Consider the following 25,887-nt stretch of genomic DNA (forward strand, 5'->3'; position numbering starts at 1 on the left):
GGCGGGGGCCCGGGTCGGCGGGTCAGCTCACCTGGAGGGACACGTCGTCCACGACGAAGGAGGTCTGGAGCGACTGGTCCTCCACGCCGGTGAACTGCAGCACCACGCTCTGGCCGGCGAACCGCGAGAGGTCGTAGGACTTCTGCACATAGCCGGAGTTCGCGTCCAGGTTGGAGAGGGTCTCCAGGGTCTGGCCGCCGACCGACACGGTGAACCGGTCGTAGACGACGCTCTCCGTCTCGTCCGTGTCGATGTGGAGGAAGAACGAGAGCCGGTGGGCGGAGCAGCCGGCCGGGATCGACAGCGACTGCGACGCACTGTCCGTGCGGGCCGAACCGTAGCCGTTCAGCCATGCCTTGTAGCTGCCGCCGTGCGGAGCCTGGCCGGCCTGGTTGGTGATCACGCCCGAGGTGGTGGTCCACGGGCTGCTGCCGCTCTCGAAGCCCCCGTTCACCACCAGCTGGCGCGGCGTGCAGGTGCCGCCCCCGCCGGTGACGGTCAGGGTGTAGGTGGTGGTGTGGCTGACCGTGCCGGTACCGGTGACCGTCAGGGTGTAGGTGCCCGGCGCGGTGCTCGCGCCGACCTGCACCGACAGCGTCGAGGAGCCGCCGGACTGCACGGAGGCGGGGCTCAGCGACGCGGTCACCCCGGCCGGGGCGCCCGACACCGACAGGGCGATCGGCTGGGCCGCCCCGCTGACCGTCGCGGTGCTCACCGTGGAGGAGGCGGAGCCGCCGGGGGCCGCGGAGCCCGCGGACGGGCTGGTGGCCAGGGAGAAGTCCTGGGCCGGGGCTTCCCCGCCGACGGCCTGCTTCCAGACGGCGTACGCGACACCGTCGGCGCTGCGGTCCAGCACGGTCGCGTTGATGTTGTTCGTGGTGTCGCAGGAGCTGTGGTAGCAGGGGTCGTAGGCCGCGTTCGCGGCGCCGCCCCACTTCGTGGCCTGCGCCGAGGTCTTGCGGGCGCTGGCGCCGGCCGCGTAGCCGGACGTGGGGATGCCGGCCTGCTGGAAGGAGTAGTCGTCACTGCGGCCCTGGCCCTCGGTGTTCTCCTCGGGGGCGAGGTTGAGGGAGGTCCAGTAGGCCTTCAGTGGCGCGGCGGTGGCCGAGTTCACGTTGTTGATGAAGTAGCCGCCGTTGGTCGAGCCGACCATGTCGAAGTTGTAGTAGCCCTTGATGGCGCTGCGCTGCGCACTGCTCAGCTGGTTGACGTAGAACGCGGAACCGTTGAGGCCCTGTTCCTCGTCGGTCCACCAGGCGAAGCGGACGTGCTTGGTCATCGTCGGGTTCTTCTGGGCGAGGACGAGGGCGTTCTCCAGCAGGGTCGCCGAGCCGGAGCCGTTGTCGTTGATGCCGGGACCGGCGGAGACGCCGTCGAGGTGGGCGCCGAACATGACGGTCTGGTCGGCGGGGCCGCCCGGCCAGTCGGCGACCAGGTTGTTCGACGGGTAGGTGCAGGACGTGCAGTTCTGCTCGGTGACCGTGTATCCGGCGGCCTGGAGCTTGCCCTTCACGTACGCCAGCGACTGGGTGTAACCGGCGCTGCCGGCCCGCCGGTGGCCGCCGTTCTGGGAGGCGATGGTCTGGAACTGGGACAGGTGCGCCTGCACGTTGGCGACGCTGATGTTCGGCGGGTCGTTGCCGGGCTGGGTGCCGCCCACGTTCAGCGCGTAGTCGACGGTGTGGGACAGGGCGGTGCCCTGGCCCTTGACGACGACGGTGGAGGCGCCGGGCGCCGCGTTGGCGGTGGCGGTGAGGGTCAGCACCGACGACTGGCCGGCCTGCACGGTGGCCGGGTTGAAGGAGGCGCTCACCCCGGACGGCAGTCCGGAGGCGGTGAGCGTCACCGACTGGGCCACACCGGTGGTGACGCCGGTGGCCACCGTGGTGGTCACCGAGGCGCCCTGCTGCACGGTGCCCGACGAGGGGTTCAGTGCCAGCGAGAAGTCGTTGTTCTGGCCGCTGGGCGTGCAGGTCGGGTCGGCGGACTGGGCGGGCACGCTGATGGCGTCCCAGGCGGCCTTGGTCTTGCCGAAGAGGTCACAGGTGGCGTCGAGTGACTTGGCCGAACTGAGCGTCGCCGTACGGTACTTCTTGTACGACATGCTGCTGGTCTTGAGCAGCATGCCGCCGTAGAACACCTTGCCGGCGTTCTGCACGCCCACGCCGGTCAGCGTGGACTGGTTGCAGGTGCTGCTGGCGGGCTTGCCGCCGCCCGGGTTGGTGCCTTCGGCGAGCAGGTAGAACCAGTGGTTGAGCGGCCCGGCGGCCGCGTGCACCTCGGTGCCGGGTATCGCGGAGCTGTAGCAGGCCGGGTCGTTGTTGACGGCCGGCGGGTTGTACATGTTGCGGATCGGGCCGCGGCCCTGGAGGTTGATGACCTCGCCGACGGTGTAGTCGGGGGTGTCGTACGGGGACGGCTGGTTGATGTACGCCTCGGTGAGTGCGCCGAAGATGTCGCCGGTGCCCTCGCCGAGCCCGGACTCCTGGCCGCTGGTGCCGCCGGGGGTGTTGGTGTCGATGGCGTGTCCGTACTCGTGGGCCACCACGTCCACGCCCGCGATCCACTCGTTGGCGCTGTTGCGCCCGATGGTGACCGAGCTGCCGTCCCAGTAGGCGTTGAGGTCGTTCAGTCCGACCTTGGCCGGGAAGCTGCGGCCGTTGCCGCTGACCCCGTTGCGGCCGAGCCACTGGCCGAGCATGTCCCACTGCTTCTGGGCCGCGAACATCAGGTCCACGCAGCCCGTTTCCTTGGACGTCGGGTTGCCGGTGCCCCAGGCGTCGGAGGACTTCGAGAAGACGCTGCCGGTGCTGTAGTCCGCACAGCTCAGGCCGGTCCGGTTCGGGTCCCGCAGCGAGTACGTGGAACCGGACTGCGTGGTGGCGATGTTCAGCGGGCCCGGGCCGTTCCACTTGCTGTTGCCGGTGCCGGCGACCACCTCGTCGTGGCTGTCGACGAAGGCGCCGGTGCGGGCGTCCACGAACACGTGCAGCCTGCTGGGCGCGGTGGCGGTGCGGCCGGCGAGGACGGTCTCCCAGGCCAGGACCGGCTTGTCGTCCTTGAGCCGGACCACGAGGCGGCTGCTCTCGACCTTGTCGACCGAGGCCAGCTTCGTACGGGCGACCGCCTCGGCGTCCTTGGCGGCCACCTGGGCGCGGGTGGCCACGTCGATGCGGGTGGAGGAGGCGGACTGCACGGAGCGCACCGCGCCCGTACCGTCCGCGAGGACGACGGCGTCACCGCCGACGACCGGCAGGCCGCGGTAGCTGCGCTCGTACGCGACGGAGTAGAGGTCCTTCACCCAGGGGGTGACCAGGCGTCGTTCGTACTGTTCCTGCGAGGAGTTGACCAGGGAGTCGAGTCCGCTGGTGACCGCTCGGTCCGCGGCGGCGACCGCCCGTGCGGCGGGGGTGTCCTGCGGGGACTGCGGCGGCTGCGTCTGCTGCGCTGCCGATGCCGTCCCGGCCAGGGCGCCGGCCAGGCCCGCGGTCAGCGCCATCGCTGCCAGGGCCGCCGTCCATCTGGTGGGCTGCAACGTCCACTCCGATCGTGGGGGGTGGGGATAAGCGGGGGATAAGTGCGCGTTCGGGGCCGAGTATGGGCGTGAACATGACGCCATCGGGACATCCCGGACGGCATAAGACCGGGGTTATGGTGCCGCGGCGGCGTGCTGCGTACGCTGCCGGGATGCAGCTGGAGTTGAGGCATCTGCAAGCGGTCTGCCGCATCGCCGAGGCGGGCAGCCTGGGCGCCGCGGCACGCCGCCTGGGCGTGTCCCAGCCCGCTCTCTCCGCCCAGCTGCGCCGTATCGAGCAGGTCACGGGCGGCGAGCTGTTCGTCCGGGGCCGTGGCGGCGTGGAGCCCACCGCCCTGGGGCAGTTCGTCCTCGCCAAGGCGCGCCGGGTGCTGAACGAGATGGACGCGCTGGGCGCGGAGGCGCGGGAGATCGCCACCGGCGCCCCGCTGCGGCTGGGCTGCATCCTGCTGGTGCTGCTCGACGGGCTGCTCGCGCAGACCGACCTGTCCATGTCGGGTCAGGAGATCACGGTGGACCTGGAGGACTCGGTCACGGCGCTGGCCCGGATGCTCGGCGCCGGCCGCTACGACGCCATCGTCTACGGCGAGGTCAACGAGCACGAGGTCCCGCTGCCCGAGGGAGCGCTGGCCCGGACGCTCGTCCCGAAGGAGCCGTTCTGCATCCGGTTGTCGGCGGAGCACCCGCTCGCGGGCCGGGAGCTGATCGATCTCGCCGACCTGGCGGGGGAGTCCTGGATGACCCTGGTGGAGGACGACGACGGCGGGCCCGAAGCCCTCGTCGCGGCCTGTGCGCGGGCCGGGTTCGCGCCGTCGCTGCGCTACCGGATCACCGACCGGAAGATGCACTACGACCTGATCGCGGCGGGCCGCGCGATCTCGTTGAGCCAGCCCACCGCGCCGACGGCGCCGGGTACGGTGATGCGCCCGCTCGCGGGCGCCCCCGTCACCGGCCGGATCCGCCTCGCCTGGAACCGGTCGGCGGTCTCCGCCGGCCAGGCGGAGCTGCTCTACCGGGCGGCGGGCCGGGCCTACCTGGCCAATGTGGCCAACAACGCCTTCCACAAGGAGTGGTGGGACGCCCACCCCGAGGTGCACCCGTCGCTCGACTGACCGGCCGCGGCCGCGCAGGGGCCGCGGTCCGCGACCGGTCAGGGCCGGATCAGCGGAACAGCATGGACGCGTCCCCGGCGGGGGTGGTCACGGAACCCGGACAGAGGAAGCTGCCCGAGGTCTTGGTCGCGGTGAAGGCCTGGTTGACGTACTTCCGGGTGGTCCCCTGACGGTCCCAGACCAGGTTCGCCGCCTTGTACCGGCAGGAGATGAAGCTCTGCCGGCCGGTGATGTCGATGGAGTCGGTCCGCGCCACGGCGGCGCCGTCGTCGAAGGTGAAGGACGGGTTGTTGTTGAGGGCGGCGGTGATGCCGCCGTTGCACGTGAGGTTGCCGCCGGGCTTGTTCACCGTGGTGCGGTCGACGGTGAGCGCGTCCGGCGCGGCGGCGTTGGTGTTCGCACCGGTCCAAGTGCACGTGCTGCCCGCGACGACGATCACGCCGTCGGCCTTCTGGTCGGCCGCGGAGCCCGCGGCGGTCGCCGGCGAGATGACGGCGAGCGTGGCCGCCGTCGCCAGTGCGGCAAGTGCGGTGAGGGTGGGGGTGTGCCTCATGTCGCTCCTCTTGCGCGTGTGTGGGGTGGAGCCCGTGGGGTGGCAGCGAGGGCCCGCAGGCCTCGCGGGAGTGCGCCAGGGAGCGTGGCACAGGGACCTTGAAGTGTCATGCGCAGAACAACTTCTGGCGGAAAGCCGATGCCGCCCCCAGGGTGGCGCGTTGGCGTCCTCCCGGGGTCGCTCCGGGGCTACGGCGACGGGCTCCAGCCTGCGTCCGGCGGCGCCGCCCGGGCGGGGGCCCGGGCCCCCGCCTTGGGGGCCCTCATCCACCGTGCCCGGGCGCGAGCCCGGGGGGACCCCCGTCCACCAGGCATAATCGGCAATCCTGTCGTGCCCGTGAGGGATGGGGAGACCGCCGTGACACGCCCGACTTCGTTCGCCGCCGCCCTGGCCGTGGGGCTGCTGGCCCTGACCGCCTGCGGAACCACCTCCTCCGGGGGCCGGGCGGACGGGAACCCCCCGGCCGCCTCCGTCCCGGATGCGCCGTCGACGGACGCCTCCCGCGCCCCGTCCCCGACCGGCGATCCGGCCGCCGCGGCCACAGCCGCGCACGACAAGGCCTTCCCTGACATCGCGGCCCGGTGCGCGGCCGAGAGTGCCGAGGCGACGGCAGCTCCCGGCGGGTCCGCGGAGCCCTCCGCGCTGCCGACCGACCCGGAGGCGGCCAAGTACGCAGAGAACCACGCCTTCAAGAAGCAGCGGCAGCTCACCCCCCGGGCCCGCTGCCGGGGCGAGGCCCACGCCCAGCGCATCAGGCAGGCCCTGACCGCCCAGGGCGCCGCCGCCCCGGCCACCGAGGACGCACTGAAGTCCGCGCTGTCGGCCTGGGGTTACCCGCCGGCGAACGGCGCGGTGTACCGCTCCGGCGGCGCGCTCGGCTTCTCGTACCTCGTCCCGGGGGCCGGCCCGTGCGTCACCGGCCGGCTCGGACAGCCCGCCGAGGTGCAGGCCCACGGGGTGTACGTGGAGGGCGGTTGCACGGAACCGCGCGGCGGCCACTGACGGGTGACGGCCGACCGTTCTGCACATTCGATCGTATCGATCGTATAGATCGGTCCCGAGTGCGGGGAGAGAAATCGCAGGGTCCACCGGTAGACGGAGGGGAGCCCGGGACCTCAGTGGCCACGGGAGGCGGGGAGGATAAAGCACGCATAATCCGATCGTATCGGTGATCGATTCGATTGTTGTGTGCGTTCTCCCTTGACTGTGATCGGGTGCGGACAAACGATGGTCCTCGTTCTCCCCTTCTCCTTCCGTCCGAGGTCCCCGTAGGAGCCGTGCCATGCCGCGCACTTCACGTTCGTTCCGCACCGCAGCCGTCACCGCCTCCCTCCTCGCCCTGGGACTGACCGCGACCGCCTGCGGTGACGGGGACACGGCGGGCCGGGGCGCGACCGGGGGCACCGCGGCCCAGCCGGTGGAGATCACCTACTGGTCGTGGATGCCGGGCACCAAGCAGACCGCCGAAGCCTTCAACGCGAGCCACGACACCATCAAGGTCACGTTCGCCGAGGTCCCCGCGGGCCTGGCGGGCGGATACGACAAGCTCGCCGCTTCCGTGAAGGCGGGCAATGCGCCCGACGTCATGAACATCGAGTACCAGGCCGTCCCCGACCTGGTCACCCAGGGGCTGCTGGCCGACTCCTCCGCACTGCTCGGACCCACCGTCAAGAAGCAGCCGCAGCAGGTCCAGGACCTCGTCACGCTCGGGGGCAAGCAGTGGGCGGCGCCCTTCGACGTGGCCCCCCAGATGCTCTACTACCGCAAGGACCTCTTCGAGCAGCACAAGATCGCGGTGCCCAGGACCTGGCCGGAGTTCAAGACCGCCGCCGAGGAGGTCAGGAAGGCCGACCCCGAGGCGCGCATCACCTCCTTCTGGGGCGACGAGGCCGCGACCTGGGCGGGCCTCGCCCAGCAGGCCGGCGCCCGGTGGTACGGAACCGAAGGGGACGCCTGGAAGGTGAACATCAACGACTCCGCCACCAGGAAGGTCGCGCAGTTCTGGGGCGACCTGGTCAAGAACGACCTCGTCTTCAACCACAAGGCGTGGAGCCCCGAATCCACCAAGGCCGCCTCGGAGGACAAGGTCTACACCCGCCTGGGCGCCTCGTGGAGCGCGGGAAGTCTGAAGACCGAACAGGCCAAGCAGGCGGGGAAATGGGCCTCCGTCGCCCTTCCCGGCTGGGGCGACGGGAAGGTGGGCATGGTGGGCGGCTCCTCCTTCGCCGTCGTCAAGGGCAGCAAGAAGGCGGAAGCCGCAGCCGAGTTCATCACCTGGGCCACCACCAGCGAGGAAGCCGTCAAGGCCCGGCTGAGCCCGGGAACCTCCAGTGCGCTGCCGGCGGACCCTGCTCTGCGCGCGAGTGCGAAAGCCTCCTTCGACACCGCCTTCTACGGCGGCCAGGACATCTACGCCGCCGCCTCCGAGCAGGTCCCGAACATCGCCTCCGGCTGGGTCTGGAGCCCCGTCCACAACGCGACCTCCGTCGATCTCGTCGCGGCCCTGGCCAAGACCCAGGACGGGAACTTCGCCGCTGCCTTCGACACGGCGCAGGCCACGGCGGAGAAGCTCATCGCCGACCGCGGCCTGAAGCTCGCGAAGTAGCCGGCAGGCAGCCGAGCGCCCCTCGACCCCTCTTCCTTCGGCCCCGGAGGTGCCCCGGTGGCAGCACCAGTGATCCCCAGCAGTGCCCAGTCCTCCGGCCGGGGCCACCCCCGGCAGCGACAGTCCGGCAGACGAGGACGCAACGGCGCCGCCGCCGTGCTCATCGGCCCGTTCGTCCTGCTCTTCCTCGCCGTCATGGTCGTGCCCATCGGGTACGCGGCCTACCTGAGCCTGTACCGCGAGCAGTCCTCCGGCCTCGGTTTCGGCGGGACGCGAACCCACTTCAGCGGCCTCGACAACTACGTGCGGGCCCTGACCGCCCCCGCGTTCCAGACGGGCTTCCTGCACATCGCGGCGTACTGCGCCGTGTACATCCCCCTGATGATCGGCGGAGCGCTGGCCCTCGCCCTCCTCATCGACTCCTCGCTGGCCCGCGCCAAACGGTTCTTCCAGCTCGCGGCCTTCCTGCCGCACGCGGTGCCCGGCCTGATCGCCGCGATCATCTGGGTGTTCCTCTACACACCCGGCCTCAGCCCGATCCACCAACTCCTCGAACAGACCGGTACCCGGGTCGACTTCTTCGGCAGCGGCACGATCCTCTTCTCCATGGTCAACGCCGCCGCCTGGCAGTGGACCGGCTACAACATGGTGATCTTCTACGCGGCTCTGCAGGCCATCCCGCGCGAGACGCTGGAAGCCGCAACCGTAGACGGCGCGGGGGCCCTCCGCACGGCCCTGTCGGTGAAACTGCCGATGGTCCGCTCCTCGGTGGTCCTCACCACGCTGTTCACCGTGATCGGCGCCATCCAGCTGTTCACCGAGCCGGAGACCTTCCGCTACGACGCGACCGGCCTGTCACCGGAGTGGTCCCCGACGATGTTCATCTACCAGGCCGCCTTCTCCAAGCACGACTACGGCATCGCCGCCGCGGCCTCGCTGGTCCTGGCCCTCCTCGGGGCCCTGCTCTCCTTTGTCGTCACCAGGCTCGGAAACCGGTGGAAAGAAGCATGAGCACACTCATCGCGGACACGACCACCCCGTCCGCCCCCGCGGGCACCGCCCGCCACCGCGGCGGCTCCCGCCCGCCCGGGAAGCCGCCCCGCAGGGGCCGGATCCTCGGGTCCAGGGCCGCCGTCAACGGGCTCCTCGTCCTCGTCGCGTTCTACACCCTGATGCCGCTGACCTGGCTGGTGTTCTCGGCCACCAAGGACAACAGCGACCTCTTCGGCCGCCCCGGCTTCGCCCTCGGCGACTTCCACCTGTTCGGCAACCTCCTCCACCTCTTCACCTACAACGAAGGGATCTTCGGACGCTGGCTGCTCAACAGCTTCGTGTACTCCGTCCTCGGATCGCTCGCCTCGACCCTGCTCAGCCTCGGCGCGGGCTACGGCTTCGACAAGTACGCGTTCCGGGGCAAGGAGAAGCTGTACGGCTTCGTCCTGCTCGGGCTCCTGGTCCCGGCCACCGTCATCTCCCTGCCCATGTACCTGCTCGCCTCGAAGGCCGGCCTCGTCAACAGCTACTGGGCCATCCTCATCCCGGGCCTCGTCAGCCCGTTCGGGGTCTACCTCTCGCGGATCTTCTCCGAGGGCTACGTCCCCGGCGAGACCCTGGAGGCCGCCCGTCTCGACGGCGCCGGCGAACTGCGCATCTTCTCCTCCGTCGCCCTCCCGATGCTGGGACCCGCCTTCGTCACCGTCTTCCTCTTCTCCTTCACCAGCAGCTGGAACAACTTCTTCCTGCCGCTGGTCATGCTCAACGACCACGAGCTGTACCCCGTGGGACTCGGCCTGTTCAACTGGAACGCCACCCTGACCCAGTACCCCGAGCAGTACGCCCTGCTCATCACCGGGTCCCTGGTGTCCGTCCTCCCGCTGGCCGTGGCCTTCCTCTGCCTCCAGCGCTTCTGGCGCTCGGGCCTGACCGCCGGAGCGGTGAAATGACCTCGGCAGCCGGCCCCGTCCGCACGGCCCCGCGCACCCTGCTGTCCATGGGGCCCGCCATCCACCGCACCCTGCTCGACGCCGGGGCCCTGGAGCGGCTGTCCCGCATCGCGCACACCGACACCGCGGTGTCCGTCACCGACTACCGGCTCGCCGACCCCGCCCTGCTCGCCCGCACCGAGGTCCTCTTCACCCACTGGGGCGCCCCCGTCCTCGACGAGGAGGCCCTGCGCCGGATGCCCGCCCTCGAAGCGGTCGTGCACGCCGCGGGTTCCGTCAAGCACCACGTCACCCCAGCCGTCTGGCACCGCGGCATCCGCGTGTCCTCCGCCGCGGCCGCCAACGCCCTGCCGGTCGCCGAGTTCACCCTCGCCGCCATCCTCTTCGCGAACAAGCGGGTCCTGGAAAGTTCCCGGCGCTACCGCGACGCGCGCTCCGCCGAGGGACTCCTCCCCTACTTCGCCGGACACGGCAACTACCGCCGCACCGTGGGCATCGTCGGGGCCTCCCGGATCGGCCGCCGGGTCATCGAGCTCCTGCGCCCCTTCGACCTGGACGTGGTGCTGCACGACCCGTACGCCACCGCGCAGGAGGCCGCCGGACTGGGCGCCGAGCTGCTCCCGCTCAACGAACTCGTCGCCCGCAGCCACGTGGTGTCCGTCCACGCCCCGGAACTCCCCGAGACCCGGCACATGTTCGATGCGAAGCTGCTCGCGGCGCTCGCGGACGGCGCCACCCTCATCAACACCGCCCGCGGATCCCTCGTCGACACCGCAGCCCTCGTCGCCGAACTGGAATCCGGCCGCATCCACGCCGTCCTCGACGTCACCGACCCCGACGAGCTCCCGCCCCACTCGCCCCTCTACACCCTGCCGAACGTGCTGCTCACCCCGCACATCGCCGGCTCCCTCGGCAACGAGCTGGAGCGGATGGCGCACTGGGCCGTCGAGGAGGTGCAGCGCTACGCCGCGGGACTGCCCTTCATGCACGGCGTCGGACCCGACGAGCTGATCCGCTCCGCCTGAGGGGGCCGGTCGCGAGGTGCGCCGCGGCGGGCGCCGCCCCGGACCCCGGCACCGGCCGCCGATCCGCCTGCCGTAAGTTGTCCCCCTGGCCCGGTGGGGCCGCTCGACGGAAACGGCGCGAGCACAGGGCACGACCACGGGCACGAGCACGGGCAGGAGTGGGCTGGACATGGCGCGACGCGGACATCCGGGGACGAGCGGGGGCGCGCTGCCCGGCCCGCCCGCGGTCCCCGGACCGGAGATCGCCGCCGCGGCGGACCGCGGAGCCCAGGCCGCGGGGTGGCTGTTCCTGGGCCGCGACGGCCGTCTGACGGCGTACGCGGGCTGCGCCGGGGGCGTGGTGCGCTGGACGGAGTCGGCTCCCGGGTCCGACCGCTGGCACGGGCCCGAACTGTTCCCCGTCGAAGGGTGGGGCGGCCGGTTCGCGCTGGCACAGGACGGCGACGGCTTCGTGTGGTTCGCCGGCGCCCGGCGCCGGGAGGGGGCATCCGGCGGCCACGAGTTCGTCGTGGCCGCCCAGTACCAGACGGGCCGGCCGCTCGGCGAGTGGCGCACGGTCGGCAACCCCTTCCCCGCCCAGGAAGGCGAGGCTGCCGAGCCGGTGGGCCCCGTCGTGCTGCCCGACGGCGCGGGATCGCTGCACGTGGTGGTCTCCCGGTTCGGGACCGGGGTGTGCGGCCGGACCCGCCGCGACGACGGCACGTGGGAAGACTGGACGGACTACCGGGGCCAATGGGTGCGCGGCCCCGTCGTCCCGCTGGTCACCTCCCGGGGCCGGGCCGAATTCCTCGCACCCTTCCGCGGCGGAGCCACGTACTGGAGCCAGGACCGGCCCGGAAGCCCCTTCAGGTGGCTGGGCCGGATGGAGGCCGAGGCCGTCGAGGGCTCGTACACCTGCCTGCGCACGGGCCCGGACACCGGCACCTACTTCTGGCGCCACCCGGCGGACGGCAGTGTCGTCGCCTACCGCCCGGCGGCCCCCGCCGGACCGGGGCCGCATCTGATGCCCCTGGGCGGCGCGGGAGGCTCCGGGCCCGTCGACGCCGTGCGCACCGGCATCAACGGCACCGACTGCACGGTGCTGTTGCAGCGGGGTGCCGAGGGATACCCGGAAATCGCCGCCTACCCTACGCACGGTGAGCAGTACGGCGCCTGGTGGGCCCCCGTCGGGGACCGGTGCGCTGGACTGCCGGCCCTCGCCCTCGACGCCTACGGCTCGGTAGCGATCGCGATGGTCGACACGGACGGGCGGTTGCGCGTCTGCCGGCAGGACCTCACCGAACCGGGCCTCACGTTCGGGGCGTGGCGCACCGTCGGGTGAGCTTTCCCACTTCGGTCTGCTCCGGCCGGGACCACCTGTTCCCACCTGCGAAGACGCGAGAGGCGGGCGATTCGTCCCGTACTTGCTCGCCCTTCGTCACGTGGCTTAGGCTGCGCTGATCTGTGAGGGTCGCATAAACGTGCGGATCGCAGATGGCGGGGAGTACGGGGAGTGACGAACGGCCGGGGTCGGGGCGGGCCCGGCGGCATGTCGCATCGGCTCGGCGCGCAGGTGGTGGCGAGTGTGACGATCGAGGAGTTTTCCGAGTGGCAGGTATGGCCCGCCTGAGCGTCGTCGTTCCCTTCCAGGACGTCGAGGTCTATCTCCGGGAGTGCCTGGAGTCCATAGCCAGGCAGACGTTCCGGGACCTCGAAGTCATCATGGTCGACGACGGCTCGACCGACTCCTCGACCGCGATCGCCGAGGAGTTCTGCCGCCGCGACCCCCGCTTCCGGCTGCTCCGCCAGGAGTCGACGGGCCCGGGCCGGGCCCGCAACGTCGGCATCCGCGCCGCCCGTCCCGAAGCCGAGTTCCTGGCCTTCGTCGACGGTGACGACGTCATACCCGCGTACGCCTACGAGTTGCTCGTCCGGACCCTCGAAGCCTCCGGCTCCGATTTCGTCTCCGGCAACGTCCAGATGATGAACTCCACCAAGAGGTGGCAGTCACCGCTGCACAAGGCGCCCATGCAGCGCGCCAGGCGCGGTACGCACATCACGAAGCTGCCCGAGCTCATCTACGACCGGACCGTCTGGAACAAGGTCTTCCGGCGGTCGTTCTGGGACTACCACTACATCGCCTTCCCCGAGGGCGTCATGTACGAGGACTCCTGGGTCAACATGTTCGCGCACTTCCGCGCGACCAAGGTGGACATCCTCACGGACATCGTCTACTTCTGGCGCCGCCGCGAGGGGGGCTCCGCCCCCTCCATCACCCAGCGGCACACCGAGTTCGGCAACCTGCAGGACCGCGTCCTGGCCGTGCAGTCCGTCAGCCGGTTCCTCGCCGGACACCGGGCGCGCTCCTACAGCGACCACAAGCGCAAGTACGATCTCGCCTGCCTCAAATCGGACCTGATGCTGCACCTGAAGGTGCTGCCGGACGCCGACGAGGAGTACCGGAACGCCTTCATGAAATGGGCGAACGAATTCCTGGACGAGGCCGACGCCGACATCATCGGTGAACTCCCCGCGGACGCCCGGGTCAAGTGGCTGCTGGTGCGGGAGGGCCGGCTCAAGGAGCTGCTCGACGTCGTCGAGTTCGAACGCAAGGGCGGCCCGCTGCCCGTCCAGCGCCGCCTGCACCGCTACCTCAACTACCCGTATCTCGGCGACCGCTCGGTCGGCCTGGACAAGAGCGCCTACCGGCTGGACAAGGAACTGTCCCTGCACGGTTCGCTGACCGGCGCGCGCTGGGACGACTCCGGGCAGCTGACCCTTGAGGGCTCCGCGTACGTCCGCTTCATCAACGTGCACAAGCGGCACATGTCGATGAAGGCGATCGCCCTGCGCAACAAGAAGCAGGGCCGCGTCCTGGTCGCCAAGGCGAAGACCACCTACTACCCGCAGGCCACCGAGCACTCCCAGCAGAGCCGATACTGCTACGACTGGTCGGGCTTCCAGGTCCGCTTCGACGTCTCCCGGCTCAAGCGCAAGGGCGAATGGGTCGAGGGCACCTGGGACGTCGCCGCCGGCGTGCTCAGCCGCGGTCTGTTCCGCTACAAGGGCATCGCCCGCGGGGGAGCCGGCGCGGCCGCCAACCCGCCGTACCGGTACGTGGACAAGAACACCCGGGTCGTCCCGGTCTTCCTCCAGGGCAAACTCAAACTGCGCGTGGAGACCGTCCGGTGCCGCATCACCCGGCACCGCCTCGTCGGCGACCACCTCGAAGTCGGCGGGGTCTACCTGGGGCCCAAGGTCCCCGAGTGGGGCAAGTTCCGGGTGACCAGCATGGGCGGCGCCGGACGCAACGACTCCTGGGTCCGGTTCACCTACGGCGGGGAGGGCTGGTGCACCTTCGTCACCCGCATCCCCGTCAAGGCCCTGGTGCCCGGCCACCGCACCGTCACCGACAGCGGGGTCCCCGAGACCTGGAACACCGGCAGCAACGGCTGGCGGACCACCCTGCACGTCGAGGGCCGCAAGGCGGCCATCTACCCCGTCATGGCGGAGGACGCGGACGACGGCCACTACCGCCTGCCCGCCCGGCTGCAGACCCCCGCCGGCGACCGCGAGGTGTTCGTCCACCGCAACGGCTCGGGTTACGTGGTCCTCTTCGAGCGGGACACCCTGCCCCTGGCGCGCTCGGCCACCTGGCGCGAGGACGGCTCCCTGGACGTCGTCGTCGGCTACGCGGCCGCGGACAGGCTGAGCGCGTCCGAGTACGCGACGGCCCACGTCGTGGTCCGCTCCCGGGCGCACGGGGCCGAACGCGTCCTGCCCCTGACCTGGACCGGCCAGGACTTCCGCTTCGTCCTCACGCCCGCCGCCGTGCGCACGCTGGCCGGGGACATACCGCTGGCCGCAGGCCGCTGGGACTTCTTCCTGCGCCGCCAGGACCCCTCCGCGGTCACCCCGGAGAACCGGTCGAACGATCTCATGATCAAGATGACGCAGGAGCTCATCCCGGCCCTCCCGAGCGAGATGACCGCCGACGAGCGGCGCTACGAGCTCCAGGCCGAGGCCTACGACCGGCTCTCGCTGCTGGTCCACTCGGCCATGCCCGACGCGGCCCGCGGCCCGTACCGCCAGAAGCTGATGCGCACCAAGACCTACCCCGAGGCGCGTCGCAAACCCCTGCAGCAGACGGTGCTCTTCGACGCGTTCAAGGGGACACAGTTCTCGGACAGCCCGCGGGCGCTGCACGAGGAGATGGTCCGCCGCGGCGCTCCCGTCGAACACCTGTGGGTGGTGCGCGACGACCAGGTCGCGGTGCCGCCCACTGCCCGCCCGGTCCGGATGTGGTCCCCCGACTGGTACGAGGCGCTGGCCCGCTCGCACTACGTCGTCGCCAACAACCATCTGCCCGACTGGTTCGAGAAGCGCGAGGGCCAGGTCGTCGTCCAGACCTGGCACGGCACCCCGCTGAAGAAGATCGGCCATGACATCGAGGCCGTGCACTTCGCGGACAAGCGGTACCTGGAACGCGTGGACCAAGAGGTGCGCAACTGGGACATGCTGGTGTCCCCGAACAGCTTCAGCACGCCGATCCTCCGGCGCGCCTTCCGCTTCTCCGGTGAGATGGTCGAGAGCGGCTATCCGCGCAACGACGTCCTGCGCCGCCCGGACTCGGTGCAGCGCGCGGAGGAGGTCCGCCGCCGCATCGGGCTGCCGCCGGGCAAGAAGGTCATCATGTACGCGCCCACCTGGCGCGATGACCAGTTCTACGCACCCGGCAAGTACAAGCTGGACTTCCGCATCGACCTGGACGACGCCCGGGCGCAGCTCCAGCACGACCACGTGCTGCTGGTACGGCGCCACCCCAACGTGGTGGACCCGGTGCCCGGCGCCGGCGACGGCTTCGTCTTCGACGTGTCCGACTACCCGGACATGGCCGACCTCTGCCTCATCGCCGACGTGATGATCACGGACTACTCCTCCCTGATGTTCGACTTCGTCAACACCGGGCGGCCGATCCTCTTCTTCACCTACGACCTCGACCACTACCGGGACACCCTGCGCGGGTTCTACTTCGACTTCGAGCGCTCCGCCCCCGGCCCGCTGCTGTACACCTCCCCCCAACTGGTGGGCGCGATCCGGCACATCGACCGGGTCCGGCAGGACTACGCGGCCCGCTACCGGTGGTTCCAGCAGGAGTTCTGCGACCTCGACGACGGCCACGCCGCCGCCCGGCTGGCCGACCGCATCCTGTCCGCCGGAGGAGACCTCGGCCGCGTGCCCCCGCAGGCGCCGGGCGCCGACGCGGACGGCCGCCGGACCGCCGGTCGGCCCGCCCTGCCTCAACAGCAGCAACAGCACCAGCACCAGCACCAGCACCAGCCGCAGCCTTGGCAGATGCCGCAGCAGCAGTACCGGCAGCCCCCGTTGCAGGACCAGCCGTACCCCCAGCCCGACCTGCCTCCGCACGCCCTCGACCACATGCCGCGACAGCCGGTGAGACGGATGGACTCCGAACACGTCTGAGCCGACCGGCAGACGCCTGCCGTCGTCGACTTCGGCCTGATCCGGGGCGGCTTCCGGGTGTCCGCCGACGGCGGCCGGGCCGGGGACGAGGGCTACGTACCGGAACGGCTGACCCGCATCACGAGCGGGCGGTGGTCGGAGGCCTTGGTGTCCACCACCGTGCAGCCGGTGCGGGGCAGCAGCGTGAACAGGTAGTCGATCTTCGTGCCGTCCGCGTACGTCGGGCGGCCCTCGCGGGAGTCGCCCTTCTGGTCGCACTCGCGGTAGGTGCCGTACATCTGCGGCGGCCAGATCCAGGCGACCGGGTTCGCGCTGCCGGGCGGCGGGGAGTTGAAGTCGCCGCCGACGACCGTGCGGGCGTCGTCCGCAGTGGCCTCGATCAGCGACCGGAGCTGATTGTCCCGGAACTCCCATTCGGGGTGCAGGGCGTCGCTCTCCGGCAGGGCGATGTGCGCGTTGCACACCCGCACGTCCTGGACCGGGACGCGGGCGCACAGGATTCCCCGGTGCAGGCCGAGCGTGGGCTGCTGGACGGCCACCGACTCGGTGTCGGCCAGCGGTGAGGCGGCCAGCAGACCGTAGCCCGCGCGCCCCCGGCCCCGGCCGGTGCAGTCGACATCCGTGCGCGCGCCCGCCGCGTCCACTTCCTCGTACGGCTCGAACACACTGTGCCAGTCCGGACCGAGCTGCTCGGCCGCCGACTCCAAGTCCTGCGAGCAGACCTCCTGGAGGAGCAGGACGCGCACCTCGTGGTCCACGACCAGCCGGCGCAGCTGCTGGAACTTCTCCTTGGGGCCGCCGGTCTTCCCGCAGCCCCACTGCTCGACGGAGCACATGTTCCAGGTCGCCACGGCCAGCTCGGCCGACTGCGGCGCCCCGGACACCGCAACCGGGGCCGGCCGGGCGGCGGAGGAGGAGCACGCCACGCAGGCCAGCAGGCTCAGGGCCGCCACACCGCGCGCGAACCGGCGGCGGGGGCGCCGTGGCGTGGTCTCCAGCTGTCTCTGCATGCCGACATCATTGAGTATGCCCCGGTCAACCGGCACATCGGGGGTGATGCGAAGCGTTCCACTCCGCTGTCCGGCGCGCCGCCGACGCCCCGGACCGGCCCCCGCCCCGTCGGCGAGACCGTCGTCAGGACTGCCGCGAGCGCCCGGTGACCGCACGCGGAAGCCGTCCGGGGGCGGGCCGGCCGCACAGCTCGCGCACGGTCGCCATATCGCTGAAGGGCAGCAGCTCCTCGCCGACGATCTGGTGCGGCTCGCTTCCCTTGCCGGCGATCAGCACGACATCGTCGGGCCCGGCGGCCGACAGGGCGAACGCGATCGCCTCCCGCCGGTCCGCGAGCCGGGTGTACGGGGTACCGGTCGAGCGGAGGCCGGGGGCGATCTGGTCCAGGATCCCCTCCGGGTCCTCGTGGCGGGGGTTGTCCGAGGTGAGGACGCACAGATCGGAGTGGGCGCCGGCGATCCGCCCCATGTCCGCCCGTTTGGTGGTGTCCCGGTCCCCGCCGCAGCCGAAGACGGTGGTGATCCGGCCGCGGGCGAAGCCGCGGATGGCGGTGAGGACCTTGTCCAGGGAGTCCGGCGAGTGTGCGTAGTCCACGATCACGGACGTGCCGAGGGGTGTCACGAAGCGCTCGAACCGGCCCGGCACGGGCGGCATGTCCTCCAAGGCGGCCACCAGCGGACCCAGTTCGTGGCCGAGGACGTGGCAGGCGGCCACGGTGGCCAGCGCGTTGGCCACCGAGAACCGTCCGGGGACGGGGATCGAGGCGGGGTAGGCGCGCCCCTCGTGGAGCAGCGTGAACCGCGTGCCGGAGGCGCTCATCACCAGGTCGGTGGCGCGGTAGTCTGCCGGGACGTCGAGGGCGTACGTGCTGACCGCCCCCGGCATCATCGAGGGGATTGCGGCGCCCACCGGGTCGTCGATGTTGACCACCGCGCGTCGGCACAGGCCCTGGAACAGGCGCAGCTTCGCGTCCCGGTAGTGCGCCATCGTCCCGTGGTCGTCCAAGTGGTCCTGCGTCAGGTTGGTGAAGACCCCGACGTCGATGAAGGTCCGGTCGACCCGGTATGTCAGCAGGGCCATCGAGGTGGCTTCCAGCACCACCCCGGTGACACCGCGGTCGCGCATGCACCCCAGCAGGTACTGCAGGTCGGGGGATTCCGGGGTGGTCAGCACCGAGCGCGGCATCGGGATCAGCTCGTCGCCGATCCGGCTGCCCGAGGTCCCGATGACCCCGACCCGCGCGCCCTCCGCGATCCGCAGCACGGACTCGACCATGTACGACACCGAGGTCTTCCCGTTGGTGCCGGTGACCGCCACCATCTCCATCTGCCGGCCCGGCTCACCGAAGTACCGGGAGGTCACGACGGCCGCCGCGCGGCGTATGTCGGGCACCCGCACGGCGCAGGCCCCCGGCGGCCACACGGCTTCGGCCAGGGCCGGCTCCCCGCCGTCGACGAGCACGGCCGCCGCGCCCCGGGCGAGTGCGGGCGCCACCGCGGCGGGCCCGCCCTCCCGGTGGCCGGGCACGGCGATGAACAGCGAACCCGGCCTCACCCGGTCCACGTCGAAGGTGGTTCCCGCGGTGATCGACGTCTGCTCGGGGTGGCCCATGAGGACGTGGTGATCCTGTCCGGCCAGCAACGCGCTCAGCTTCACAGTGTTCCCTTCGAGGCGGCTCGGCCCGGTCGTGCGGCGTAGCCAGGCAACAGCGCCGGCGGCATGCCGGGACTGCGGTGACGATGTGAAGACGGACCCCCGCGGGGGCCGCAGGAGCACCAGGCCGTCCGGTGTCGGGTCGTACCGGGCCCGCGAGGCCCGGGTGGACTGCGTGGCTCGTGTGGACTGCGTGGTTGACGTGGCACGGGCGAACATGCCGGGCGAGACGGCTAGCCGTGCTCCTGCACAGCGATGCGGTGCGTACGGGGCGCATCGGTGTCGGCAGTGGCCGGCACGGCAACGGTCGGCGATCCCGCGCGGGCCCGGGCCGGTGTCGAGGCGGCCCGGAACGGGCACTGCCCCGAAGAACGCGTGCGACCCATGGGCCGAGTGTACGGCCGCCCGCGGGGTCCGGTGCGCACGAGTGGCCGGGGGCCGGCGCATAGGCTGGGCCGGTGACGACGAACACGAGTACGGACATGAGCGGCGACCGCGTGCTGTACGGGTGCATGGGGCTCGGTGGCAGCTGGGAGCCGGGAGCGTACGGACCCGCCGACATCGACGAGGCCGAGGCCGTCGTCGAGGCGGCCCTCGACAGCGGGATCACCGGTTTCGACCACGCCGACATCTACCGGCACGGCAAGGCCGAGGCTGTCTTCGGCGAGGTCCTCACGCGGACCCCCGGCCTGCGCGAACGGATCACCCTCCAGACCAAGTGCGGAATCCGGCTGGCGGGCCGGGACGGCCCCGGCCGGTACGACCTGCGCGGGCAGAGCATCGTGCAGCGGGTCGAGGAGAGCCTGACCCGGCTGCGCACCGATGTCATCGACGTGCTGCTGCTGCACCGGCCCGACCCGCTCGCGGACGCCGACGAGGTGGCGGCCGCGCTGATGTCGCTGCACCGGCAGGGCCTCGTACGGCATGTCGGGGTGTCCAACATGGGCGCCGCGCAGATCGCCCACCTCCAAGCCCGTCTGGAGGTGCCGCTGGTGGCCAACCAGCTGGAGATGAGCCTGCACCGCCGGGACTGGGTCGAGGCCGGGGTCCTGCTCAACACGGGCGCCTCCACCGCCAACGGCTTCCCGTTCGGCACCCTGGAGCACTGCCGCGACCACGGCGTCCGCCTACAGGCCTGGGGAGCGCTCGCGCAGGGCCGGTTCACCGGCCGTCAGCAGACCCCCGCCGAAAGCGCCACGGCCGAGCTGCTGGCCGACCTGGCCCGCGCCAAGGGCACCACGCCCGAAACGGTCCTGCTGTGGTGGCTGGCCCGCCACCCCGCGGGCATCGCCCCGGTCATCGGCACGGCCCGGCCCGACCGGATCCGCGCCTGCCGGGACGCCGCGCTGCGCGAGCCCGACCTCACGCACGAGGAGTGGTACCGCCTCTGGGTCACCGCCCGGGGGATCCCGCTGCCCTGAAGTCCCGGGCGAAGCCCTCACGGAACCCGGGCCGTTCGACGGCGGCCTCGAACGCCCGGGCCGCGCGGTCGAGGCCGGCCCCGCCCTGCCGGGCGGCGGGGGCGCCGGCGAGTTCGGCGAGGTAGCCCGGCAGGTCCAGCCCGCGGGCCGCCGCCAGGGCGCTGAGCCGGGCGTGGACCTCCGGGTCGACCTCGACGGTGATGGTGTCAGCCATGGTCCGAGTATGCGCCGTCACGGGCCGCCCGGGGAGGCCGTTCGCGCGACCCGGTGCTTGGCGCGGGCGATGACCAGGGCCACGTCGTCGTGGTCGTCGGGCCGGCGCAGCACGTCCAGCAGCCGGTCGCAGGTCTCCTCCAGCGGACTGTTCGTGTCGGCCAGCAGGTCCAACAGGACGGCGAGACGCTCGTCGATCGGTTGGTTGCGGGTCTCCACCAGGCCGTCCGTGTACAGCACGAGCTGGTCGTCGGGCTCCATGCGGACCGTGGTGGTCTCGAAGGGGATGCCGCCCACCCCCAGGGGCGCCCCGGTGGGCAGGTCCAGCAGCTCGGGCGCGTGCCCGGAGCGGATGAGCACCGGGGGGAGGTGCCCGGCGACGGCAATCCGGCACTCGGCCCGGTGCGGATCGTAGACGGCGTAGACGCAGGTCGCGATCGTCTCCTCAAGGGCGGCCGTCGTGCGGTCCAACTGCTGGAGCACCTGCGTCGGTTCGAGCGCGAGCTCCGCGAGCGTGCGGGTCGCCGTGCGCAACTGGCCCATGCTGGCGGCGGCGTTGATGCCGCTGCCCATCACGTCCCCGACGACGAGGACCATCTTGTCGTCCGGCTGCGCGATGGCGTCGAACCAGTCCCCGCCGATCTCGCTGCTGGCCGCCGCCGGCCGGTACCGGTAGGCGACCTCCAGCCCTTCGGAGTACGGCGGGTGGTGGGGGAGGAGGTGCTGCTGCAGGGCGAGGGCGGTGTGGTGCGCGTTGCGGAACCAGCGGGCGTTGTCGATGCAGACCGCGGCGCGCGCGGCGAGTTCACCGGCCAGCACGATGTCGTCGTCGTCGAAGGGCAGGGAATTGCGGGTGCGCTTGAGGTCGAGGGCGCCGAGCACCTCGCCGCGGGCGATGAGCGGCACCGCGAGATAGGAGCTCAGCCCGGCCCGGGCCAGCAGGGCCGCGGCGTCGTCGTCCCGGGCGATCCGTGAGAGGTCGCTGGCCTGCACATGGGCCACGAGCACCGGGTGGCCGCTGGTCACCGACTGGGTCACCAGCCGGTCCGCGTCGTACTGGGCGATGTCCCCCGGGGGGTCCGCGGCGCGCACGGCCTCGCTGGGGAAGGCCGCGGCGACAGCCAGGGCCCGGAACACCGCCGGCTCGTGCGCCGAGGAATTCAGGCTGGGCCGGCCGTCGAGGACCGAGTCGAGGATGTCCACCGCGGCGATGTCGGCCAGCTCCGGCACGACGACGTCGGCCAGCTCGCGGGCCGTCTGCTCCAGATCCAGGGTCGTACCGATGCGGACGCTCGCATCGGCGATCAGGGCGAGCCGCCGGCGGCTGTGCGCCACCTCCTTGGCCGCCTGGTGGCTCTGCGTGACGTCCACCACCGAGGTGGCCAGGCCCAGGACCCGGCCGCCGGAGTCCTCCAAGCGGTAGTACGACACCGACCATGCGTGCTCGGTGCGCCGGTCGCCGTGCGTGTGTCCGGCGGTGAACTGGTCCACCAGCGGCCGCCCGGTGGCCAGCACCTGCCGCATCGCCGATTCGACGGCCTCCGCGTCGTCGAGGAAGGACAGGGCCTCCCGGACGCCCCGGCCGATGTGCTGCGCCGCGGGCAACCCGTTGATCCGCTCCAGCATGGGGTTGACCAGCACGTACCGCAGGTCCGTGTCCAGGACCGCGAGACCGATCGGGGACTGTGCGACCAGCCGGGCGGACAGGGCCAGGTCCCGCTCCAGCCGCCGCAGCCGGGTGCGGTCGGTGGCGATGCCGAGGGCGTACAGCCGGCCGTGCTCGTCGAGCAGCCGCATGTTGCGGAACTCGACCAGGCGCGTACTGCCGTCCTTGTGCCGTACGGGGAAGGCCCCGGCCCAGTCGCCGGCGCCGCCCATGACCCGCGCGAACAGCTCCGTCACCAGCCCCAGGTGCTCCCGCGCCGCCAGCAGCCGGGCCGCGGGCCGGCCCAGCGCCTCCTCGGCGGACCAGCCGAACAGGTGCTCCGCCTGGGGGCTCCACAGGGCGATCCGGCCCCGCGAGTCGAGGACGACGGCGGCCACGTTCAGTACGTCGAGCAGGCCGCTCGGCGCTGCGGTCACGGCCCGGGCGTACTCGGCGCCATCGGCTGCGAAGGCATCGCTCGTGTCCATCCGGAGGCCCCCTTCAGGTCGCCGGCCGTCGGTCGTCGGCCCGGGCCGACGACCACGGGCGGGTCGAGGTGCGCGGGCCCCGTTCCATGGTCCACCCGTACCCGCCCGGCCGCCGACCGGAGGGCGGCGCACGACCGCCCGGAGCCTGCGGGCCCCGCGGGCCGCCGCCCCGGTGGCGGCCACCCCCGCGGGGGTGTGAGAAGCTCCGCAGCGCAGGCTGCGGAGCCCGCTGCCGCCGCGTTGACCAGGGGCTTCGCGAGGAATACCGAACTCAGGGGTGGGACACGTGGTGGATGGCGACGGCGACGGCAGAGCGGGCATGTCCGACGGGGACCGCATCCCCGGGCGGGGGGAGCCGGCCGGGCGGGAGGGCCGGCCGGCGCAGGCGCCGGCGGAGCCGTCCGCGCGGGCCCGGATGGTGACCGAGCGGCTCCGGCGCGAGGACGAGCAGCGCGCCCGGGAGCAGCGCTCCAACGAGCGGAGGAACCCCTTCCGCCGGGCGCAGCCGGCCCGCAACGAACCGCCGGGCTGGCGCACCGGACCCGCCTGGCAGGAGCGCGACGGCCGGGCGGCGCGGCGGCGCCGGCTGAGGGCGCTCCTGGCGGTGCTCCTCATCGGCGGCCTGGCCCTGATCACCCTGCGGCCGGAGCTGGTCATCGACCGGCTCACCGGAAAGACGGAGGCCAGGGAGGCCGCCCGGAACGCCCCTGCGCTGCCCGCCGAGTCAATCCGCCCGACCGCGCCCCCGGCAGCGCTGGACCCGGACCTGCCCACGCCGAAGGAGCCCTTCCGTGGCTCCCCGGCCCTCCAGTGGGCGGACGGGGCCGCCGGCATCGAACTGCCGCAGGCCCAGGCGGTGGGCGGCATGTCCCAGGAGAAGGTGGCGAAGGCGCTGGAGCAGGCGAAGGCCTTCCTGGTCGCCACGAATCTCGATCCGGCCACCGTGCGGGGTGAGCGGCCCACGGCGGCGCTGGACCTGCTCGACCCGGCGGACCCGGAGACGCTGCGGCACCTGGAGGATTCGCTGGCACGTCCGGGCAAGGAGCAGGACCCGCTGCTCCTGGTGACCCGCTTCGATCCGGCCGAGGTCCGGCCCGTGGGAGAGACCGTCAAGGTGCGTGGCCGCATGTGGACCGAGCCCGGGGAGGGGCCGGGGCAGGCCCGGGTGAACGTCGACTACACCTTCGTCTATCCACTGGTCAAGGCCAGGCCCGGCGCGGAGCAGGTGGCGCGGACCATCGTGCGCCGCGAGCTCACCTTCTCCTTCTCCGACGCGCGCCGCTGGGAGACGACCCCGGACAGGCTCTGGCTCGTCCGTTCCGGGCAGAACTTCGGCAACAGCGCCTGCGACGTCCACGACGGCTTCCTCCACCCTTCCTTCGCGGAGGACCTGCCGACCGGGCCGGCGCCGTCCGGGACGCCGGTGGACCCGTACGACCGCAGCCGCAACCTGGACGCGCAAGCGCAGGAGGAGTGCGGGACGGTGTCCCGCACCTGAGCGGTGTGCCGGGATCAGGCGCACAATGGTCCTGATCCCGGCAACGGAGGTCGCGATGGCGCAGGCCCAGGACTGGCACATCACCCGGGGCTCTCCCGCTCCCGAAGAACTCGCCGCCGTGGCGGTGGCCCTGTCGGCCGCCCTGGCCGCCCGAGCCGCCCTCGCACGGGACGGAGCCCGGGAGACCGAGGACGCCGGGCCCGCGGATGAAGCGGTGCCTCCAGCCCGCTGGCGGCCTGCCGCCGCCCGGCGGCGCGCGACGACCTCCTGGACCGCCGGACACCGGCCGGGCTGGCGCCGCGGCGCCTGAGGACACCCCCCCGAGAACGGCCGTACCCCGACAGCCGGGCGGGCGCTGCCGCGAGCCGACGTTCCCACCGGGCCGGCGCGCGCCCGTTCCGCGCTCCGGTGGGGAAACCGGCGGATGAAGGGCCGGCTCCGGGCATGGGGCATGATCAGGGGATGTCTGAACGCATCATTGCCGCCTGCGACGGAGCGGCGAAGGGTAACCCCGGCCCGGCCGGATGGGCGTGGGTCATCGCCGATTCCGAAGGCCGTCCCGAGCGCTGGGAGGCCGGCCCGCTGGGCCGGGCCACCAACAACGTCGGGGAACTGACCGCCCTGCAGCGCCTGTTGGAAGCGGTTGTGCCCGGCACCGCCTTGCAGGTGCGCATGGACTCCCAGTACGCGATGAAGGCCGTCACGCAATGGCTGCCCAACTGGAAGCGCAACGGCTGGAAGACCGCCTCGGGCCAGCCCGTCGCCAACCGCGAACTCGTCGAGAGCATCGACGGGCTGCTGGCCGACCGTGACGTGTCCTTCCAGTACGTACCTGCGCACCGTGAGGACGGCGACCACCTCAACGCCATCGCCGACCAGGCCGCCAGCGACGCCGCCCGTACCCAGCAGCCCGCGGGCACGGCCCTCGGAACCCCGGACATGCCCGTCCCGGCTCCGGTGCGCAGCGCACCGTCCCGGCAGAAGGGCGCGGTGGAGAAGGCCGTGAAAGCCACGGCGGCCAAGAGCGCGCCCGGTACCTCCACGGGCGCCCCGGCGGCGGGCGGCGGCCGCGCCATCAAGGCCAAGTTCCCCGGCTCCTGCCCGTGCGGGAAGCCGTACGCGGCAGGCGACATGATCACCAAGCACGGCAGCCGGTGGGGCCACCAGAGCTGCCCGGCCGCGTAGCGGACGCCGGTTCAGGCACCGCGGTCCGCGTCGGCCTCGCGGTGCATGCCCGTGCACAGCGCCCACACGACGAAGAGGTTGACGGCGATCAGAACCAGGGCCCACAGGGGGTAGTACGGCAGCCACAGGAAGTTGGCGATGGCGCCGAGGCCGGCGACGGCGACGCCGAAGAACCGGGACCACAGGGCTCCGGTGAACACGGCGCCTCCGGCGACGAGGAGCAGGATGCCGAGGATCACGTGGACCCAGCCCCAACCCGTCAGGCTGAACTCGAACACGTAGTGGCGCGTCATCGCGAAGAGGCTGCCCTTGGCGAGGGCCGCGATGCCTTCCAGGAGCGCCATCGCCCCGCCGAACAGCATGAGCGCCCCTGCCAGCACGGTCGTGCCGGACACGGGCGCGTGCGTGGGACTCGGGTGGACGCGGCCTGCGGTGGAGCTGCTGGCGTCGGTGGCCATGGGACCTCCTCGGTGCCGGGCCGGCCCGCTGAACCAGGACCGGCGACCTTCTGTTTCAGCGTGGCACGGCCACCCTGCC

19 protein-coding genes are annotated in these 25,887 nt (G+C 72.1%); 12 read left to right on the forward strand and 7 right to left on the reverse strand.

Annotated elements, in window-relative coordinates; translation table 11 throughout:
• Positions 1 to 22: 22 nt before the first annotated feature.
• Positions 23 to 3,499 carry a M28 family peptidase gene (locus ACLJTM_RS14845; protein WP_411104317.1) on the reverse strand — a complete coding sequence of 1,159 codons (3,477 nt, stop codon included), beginning with the start codon at positions 3,497 to 3,499 and terminating at the stop codon, positions 23 to 25.
• 188 nt (positions 3,500 to 3,687) lie between these two features.
• On the opposite strand from ACLJTM_RS14845, the gene ACLJTM_RS14850 reads away from it, so the two are divergent.
• Complete coding sequence (locus ACLJTM_RS14850) at positions 3,688 to 4,647, forward strand: LysR family transcriptional regulator (RefSeq protein WP_411104015.1); 960 nt, start codon at positions 3,688 to 3,690, stop codon at positions 4,645 to 4,647.
• Between the two features lie 49 nt (positions 4,648 to 4,696).
• Here the strand turns inward: ACLJTM_RS14850 and ACLJTM_RS14855 are convergent, their stop codons facing one another.
• The gene (locus ACLJTM_RS14855) at positions 4,697 to 5,200 is read right to left on the reverse strand and encodes a hypothetical protein (RefSeq protein WP_411104016.1); all 504 of its coding nucleotides are present in this window, start codon (positions 5,198 to 5,200) and stop codon (positions 4,697 to 4,699) included.
• 357 nt (positions 5,201 to 5,557) lie between these two features.
• On the opposite strand from ACLJTM_RS14855, the gene ACLJTM_RS14860 reads away from it, so the two are divergent.
• The 7 genes from ACLJTM_RS14860 (at position 5,558) to ACLJTM_RS14890 (ending at position 16,236) form a co-directional block, all read left to right on the forward strand.
• Complete coding sequence (locus ACLJTM_RS14860; protein WP_411104017.1) at positions 5,558 to 6,202, forward strand: hypothetical protein; 645 nt, start codon at positions 5,558 to 5,560, stop codon at positions 6,200 to 6,202.
• Between the two features lie 280 nt (positions 6,203 to 6,482).
• Complete coding sequence (locus ACLJTM_RS14865) at positions 6,483 to 7,805, forward strand: ABC transporter substrate-binding protein (protein WP_411104018.1); 1,323 nt, start codon at positions 6,483 to 6,485, stop codon at positions 7,803 to 7,805.
• Between the two features lie 195 nt (positions 7,806 to 8,000).
• Positions 8,001 to 8,816, forward strand: a complete 816-nt coding sequence (locus ACLJTM_RS14870) for a carbohydrate ABC transporter permease (RefSeq protein ID WP_411104318.1) — start codon at positions 8,001 to 8,003, stop codon at positions 8,814 to 8,816.
• Positions 8,813 to 9,748 carry a carbohydrate ABC transporter permease gene (locus ACLJTM_RS14875; protein WP_411104019.1) on the forward strand — a complete coding sequence of 312 codons (936 nt, stop codon included), beginning with the start codon at positions 8,813 to 8,815 and terminating at the stop codon, positions 9,746 to 9,748. Before ACLJTM_RS14870 ends, ACLJTM_RS14875 begins: the two co-directional genes overlap by 4 nt.
• Entirely contained in the window at positions 9,745 to 10,773 is a 1,029-nt protein-coding gene (locus ACLJTM_RS14880) for a hydroxyacid dehydrogenase (protein ID WP_411104021.1), read from the forward strand. The genes ACLJTM_RS14875 and ACLJTM_RS14880 overlap by 4 nt, the downstream gene beginning before the upstream one ends.
• Before the next feature lie 169 nt (positions 10,774 to 10,942).
• The gene (locus tag ACLJTM_RS14885; RefSeq protein WP_411104022.1) at positions 10,943 to 12,094 is read left to right on the forward strand and encodes a hypothetical protein; all 1,152 of its coding nucleotides are present in this window, start codon (positions 10,943 to 10,945) and stop codon (positions 12,092 to 12,094) included.
• A 275-nt stretch (positions 12,095 to 12,369) separates the two neighbouring features.
• Complete coding sequence (locus ACLJTM_RS14890; protein ID WP_411104319.1) at positions 12,370 to 16,236, forward strand: CDP-glycerol glycerophosphotransferase family protein; 3,867 nt, start codon at positions 12,370 to 12,372, stop codon at positions 16,234 to 16,236.
• Between the two features lie 92 nt (positions 16,237 to 16,328).
• On the opposite strand, the gene ACLJTM_RS14895 is transcribed toward ACLJTM_RS14890, so the two are convergent.
• Positions 16,329 to 17,246 carry an endonuclease/exonuclease/phosphatase family protein gene (locus tag ACLJTM_RS14895; protein ID WP_411104023.1) on the reverse strand — a complete coding sequence of 306 codons (918 nt, stop codon included), beginning with the start codon at positions 17,244 to 17,246 and terminating at the stop codon, positions 16,329 to 16,331.
• Positions 17,247 to 17,370: 124 nt separating this feature from the next.
• Positions 17,371 to 18,903: a UDP-N-acetylmuramoyl-L-alanyl-D-glutamate--2,6-diaminopimelate ligase gene (locus tag ACLJTM_RS14900; protein WP_411104024.1), complete on the reverse strand. Its 1,533-nt coding sequence runs from the start codon at positions 18,901 to 18,903 to the stop codon at positions 17,371 to 17,373.
• A 455-nt stretch (positions 18,904 to 19,358) separates the two neighbouring features.
• Here ACLJTM_RS14900 and ACLJTM_RS14905 point away from each other — a divergent pair, with 455 nt between their 5' ends.
• The gene (locus tag ACLJTM_RS14905) at positions 19,359 to 20,321 is read left to right on the forward strand and encodes an aldo/keto reductase family oxidoreductase (RefSeq protein WP_411104025.1); all 963 of its coding nucleotides are present in this window, start codon (positions 19,359 to 19,361) and stop codon (positions 20,319 to 20,321) included.
• Here ACLJTM_RS14905 and ACLJTM_RS14910 read toward each other — a convergent pair.
• Both ACLJTM_RS14910 and ACLJTM_RS14915 read right to left on the reverse strand, forming a co-directional pair.
• Positions 20,293 to 20,535, reverse strand: a complete 243-nt coding sequence (locus tag ACLJTM_RS14910; protein ID WP_411104026.1) for an antitoxin MazE7 — start codon at positions 20,533 to 20,535, stop codon at positions 20,293 to 20,295. The two genes, ACLJTM_RS14905 and ACLJTM_RS14910, sit on opposite strands and share 29 nt — an antisense overlap.
• Positions 20,536 to 20,552: 17 nt before the next feature.
• On the reverse strand, positions 20,553 to 22,667 hold the full coding sequence (locus tag ACLJTM_RS14915; protein WP_411104027.1) for a SpoIIE family protein phosphatase: 2,115 nt from the start codon (positions 22,665 to 22,667) through the stop codon (positions 20,553 to 20,555).
• Positions 22,668 to 22,953: 286 nt separating this feature from the next.
• Between ACLJTM_RS14915 and ACLJTM_RS14920 the strand changes: the two genes are divergently transcribed.
• The 3 genes from ACLJTM_RS14920 to ACLJTM_RS14930 all read left to right on the forward strand — a co-directional run bounded on the left by ACLJTM_RS14920 (position 22,954) and on the right by ACLJTM_RS14930 (position 25,350).
• Positions 22,954 to 24,165 (forward strand): hypothetical protein, encoded by a 1,212-nt coding sequence (locus ACLJTM_RS14920; RefSeq protein WP_411104028.1) that lies wholly within the window; start codon positions 22,954 to 22,956, stop codon positions 24,163 to 24,165.
• Positions 24,166 to 24,220: 55 nt separating this feature from the next.
• Positions 24,221 to 24,475: a hypothetical protein gene (locus ACLJTM_RS14925; RefSeq protein WP_411104029.1), complete on the forward strand. Its 255-nt coding sequence runs from the start codon at positions 24,221 to 24,223 to the stop codon at positions 24,473 to 24,475.
• Between the two features lie 152 nt (positions 24,476 to 24,627).
• Complete coding sequence (locus ACLJTM_RS14930; protein ID WP_411104030.1) at positions 24,628 to 25,350, forward strand: ribonuclease H; 723 nt, start codon at positions 24,628 to 24,630, stop codon at positions 25,348 to 25,350.
• An 11-nt stretch (positions 25,351 to 25,361) separates the two neighbouring features.
• Here ACLJTM_RS14930 and ACLJTM_RS14935 read toward each other — a convergent pair whose 3' ends face one another.
• The gene (locus tag ACLJTM_RS14935) at positions 25,362 to 25,808 is read right to left on the reverse strand and encodes a hypothetical protein (protein ID WP_411104031.1); all 447 of its coding nucleotides are present in this window, start codon (positions 25,806 to 25,808) and stop codon (positions 25,362 to 25,364) included.
• Positions 25,809 to 25,887 lie beyond the last annotated feature (79 nt).

Source organism: Streptomyces sp. cmx-4-9, assembly GCF_046548835.1.
Classification (GTDB): domain Bacteria; phylum Actinomycetota; class Actinomycetes; order Streptomycetales; family Streptomycetaceae; genus Streptomyces.

Excerpts from the sequence above, each read along its gene's own strand:
- ACLJTM_RS14885 (WP_411104022.1), top strand. The coding sequence starts at position 10,943 with ATGGCGCGACGCGGACATCCGGGGACGAGCGGGGGCGCGCTGCCCGGC.
- ACLJTM_RS14845 (WP_411104317.1), bottom strand. The coding sequence starts at position 3,499 with ATGGCGCTGACCGCGGGCCTGGCCGGCGCCCTGGCCGGGACGGCATCG.
- ACLJTM_RS14915 (WP_411104027.1), bottom strand. The coding sequence starts at position 22,667 with ATGGACACGAGCGATGCCTTCGCAGCCGATGGCGCCGAGTACGCCCGG.
- ACLJTM_RS14850 (WP_411104015.1), top strand. The coding sequence starts at position 3,688 with ATGCAGCTGGAGTTGAGGCATCTGCAAGCGGTCTGCCGCATCGCCGAG.
- ACLJTM_RS14935 (WP_411104031.1), bottom strand. The coding sequence starts at position 25,808 with ATGGCCACCGACGCCAGCAGCTCCACCGCAGGCCGCGTCCACCCGAGT.
- ACLJTM_RS14895 (WP_411104023.1), bottom strand. The coding sequence starts at position 17,246 with ATGCAGAGACAGCTGGAGACCACGCCACGGCGCCCCCGCCGCCGGTTC.
- ACLJTM_RS14930 (WP_411104030.1), top strand. The coding sequence starts at position 24,628 with ATGTCTGAACGCATCATTGCCGCCTGCGACGGAGCGGCGAAGGGTAAC.
- ACLJTM_RS14870 (WP_411104318.1), top strand. The coding sequence starts at position 8,001 with ATGGTCGTGCCCATCGGGTACGCGGCCTACCTGAGCCTGTACCGCGAG.
- ACLJTM_RS14890 (WP_411104319.1), top strand. The coding sequence starts at position 12,370 with ATGGCCCGCCTGAGCGTCGTCGTTCCCTTCCAGGACGTCGAGGTCTAT.
- ACLJTM_RS14865 (WP_411104018.1), top strand. The coding sequence starts at position 6,483 with ATGCCGCGCACTTCACGTTCGTTCCGCACCGCAGCCGTCACCGCCTCC.
- ACLJTM_RS14875 (WP_411104019.1), top strand. The coding sequence starts at position 8,813 with ATGAGCACACTCATCGCGGACACGACCACCCCGTCCGCCCCCGCGGGC.
- ACLJTM_RS14925 (WP_411104029.1), top strand. The coding sequence starts at position 24,221 with ATGGCGCAGGCCCAGGACTGGCACATCACCCGGGGCTCTCCCGCTCCC.
- ACLJTM_RS14855 (WP_411104016.1), bottom strand. The coding sequence starts at position 5,200 with ATGAGGCACACCCCCACCCTCACCGCACTTGCCGCACTGGCGACGGCG.
- ACLJTM_RS14910 (WP_411104026.1), bottom strand. The coding sequence starts at position 20,535 with ATGGCTGACACCATCACCGTCGAGGTCGACCCGGAGGTCCACGCCCGG.
- ACLJTM_RS14880 (WP_411104021.1), top strand. The coding sequence starts at position 9,745 with ATGACCTCGGCAGCCGGCCCCGTCCGCACGGCCCCGCGCACCCTGCTG.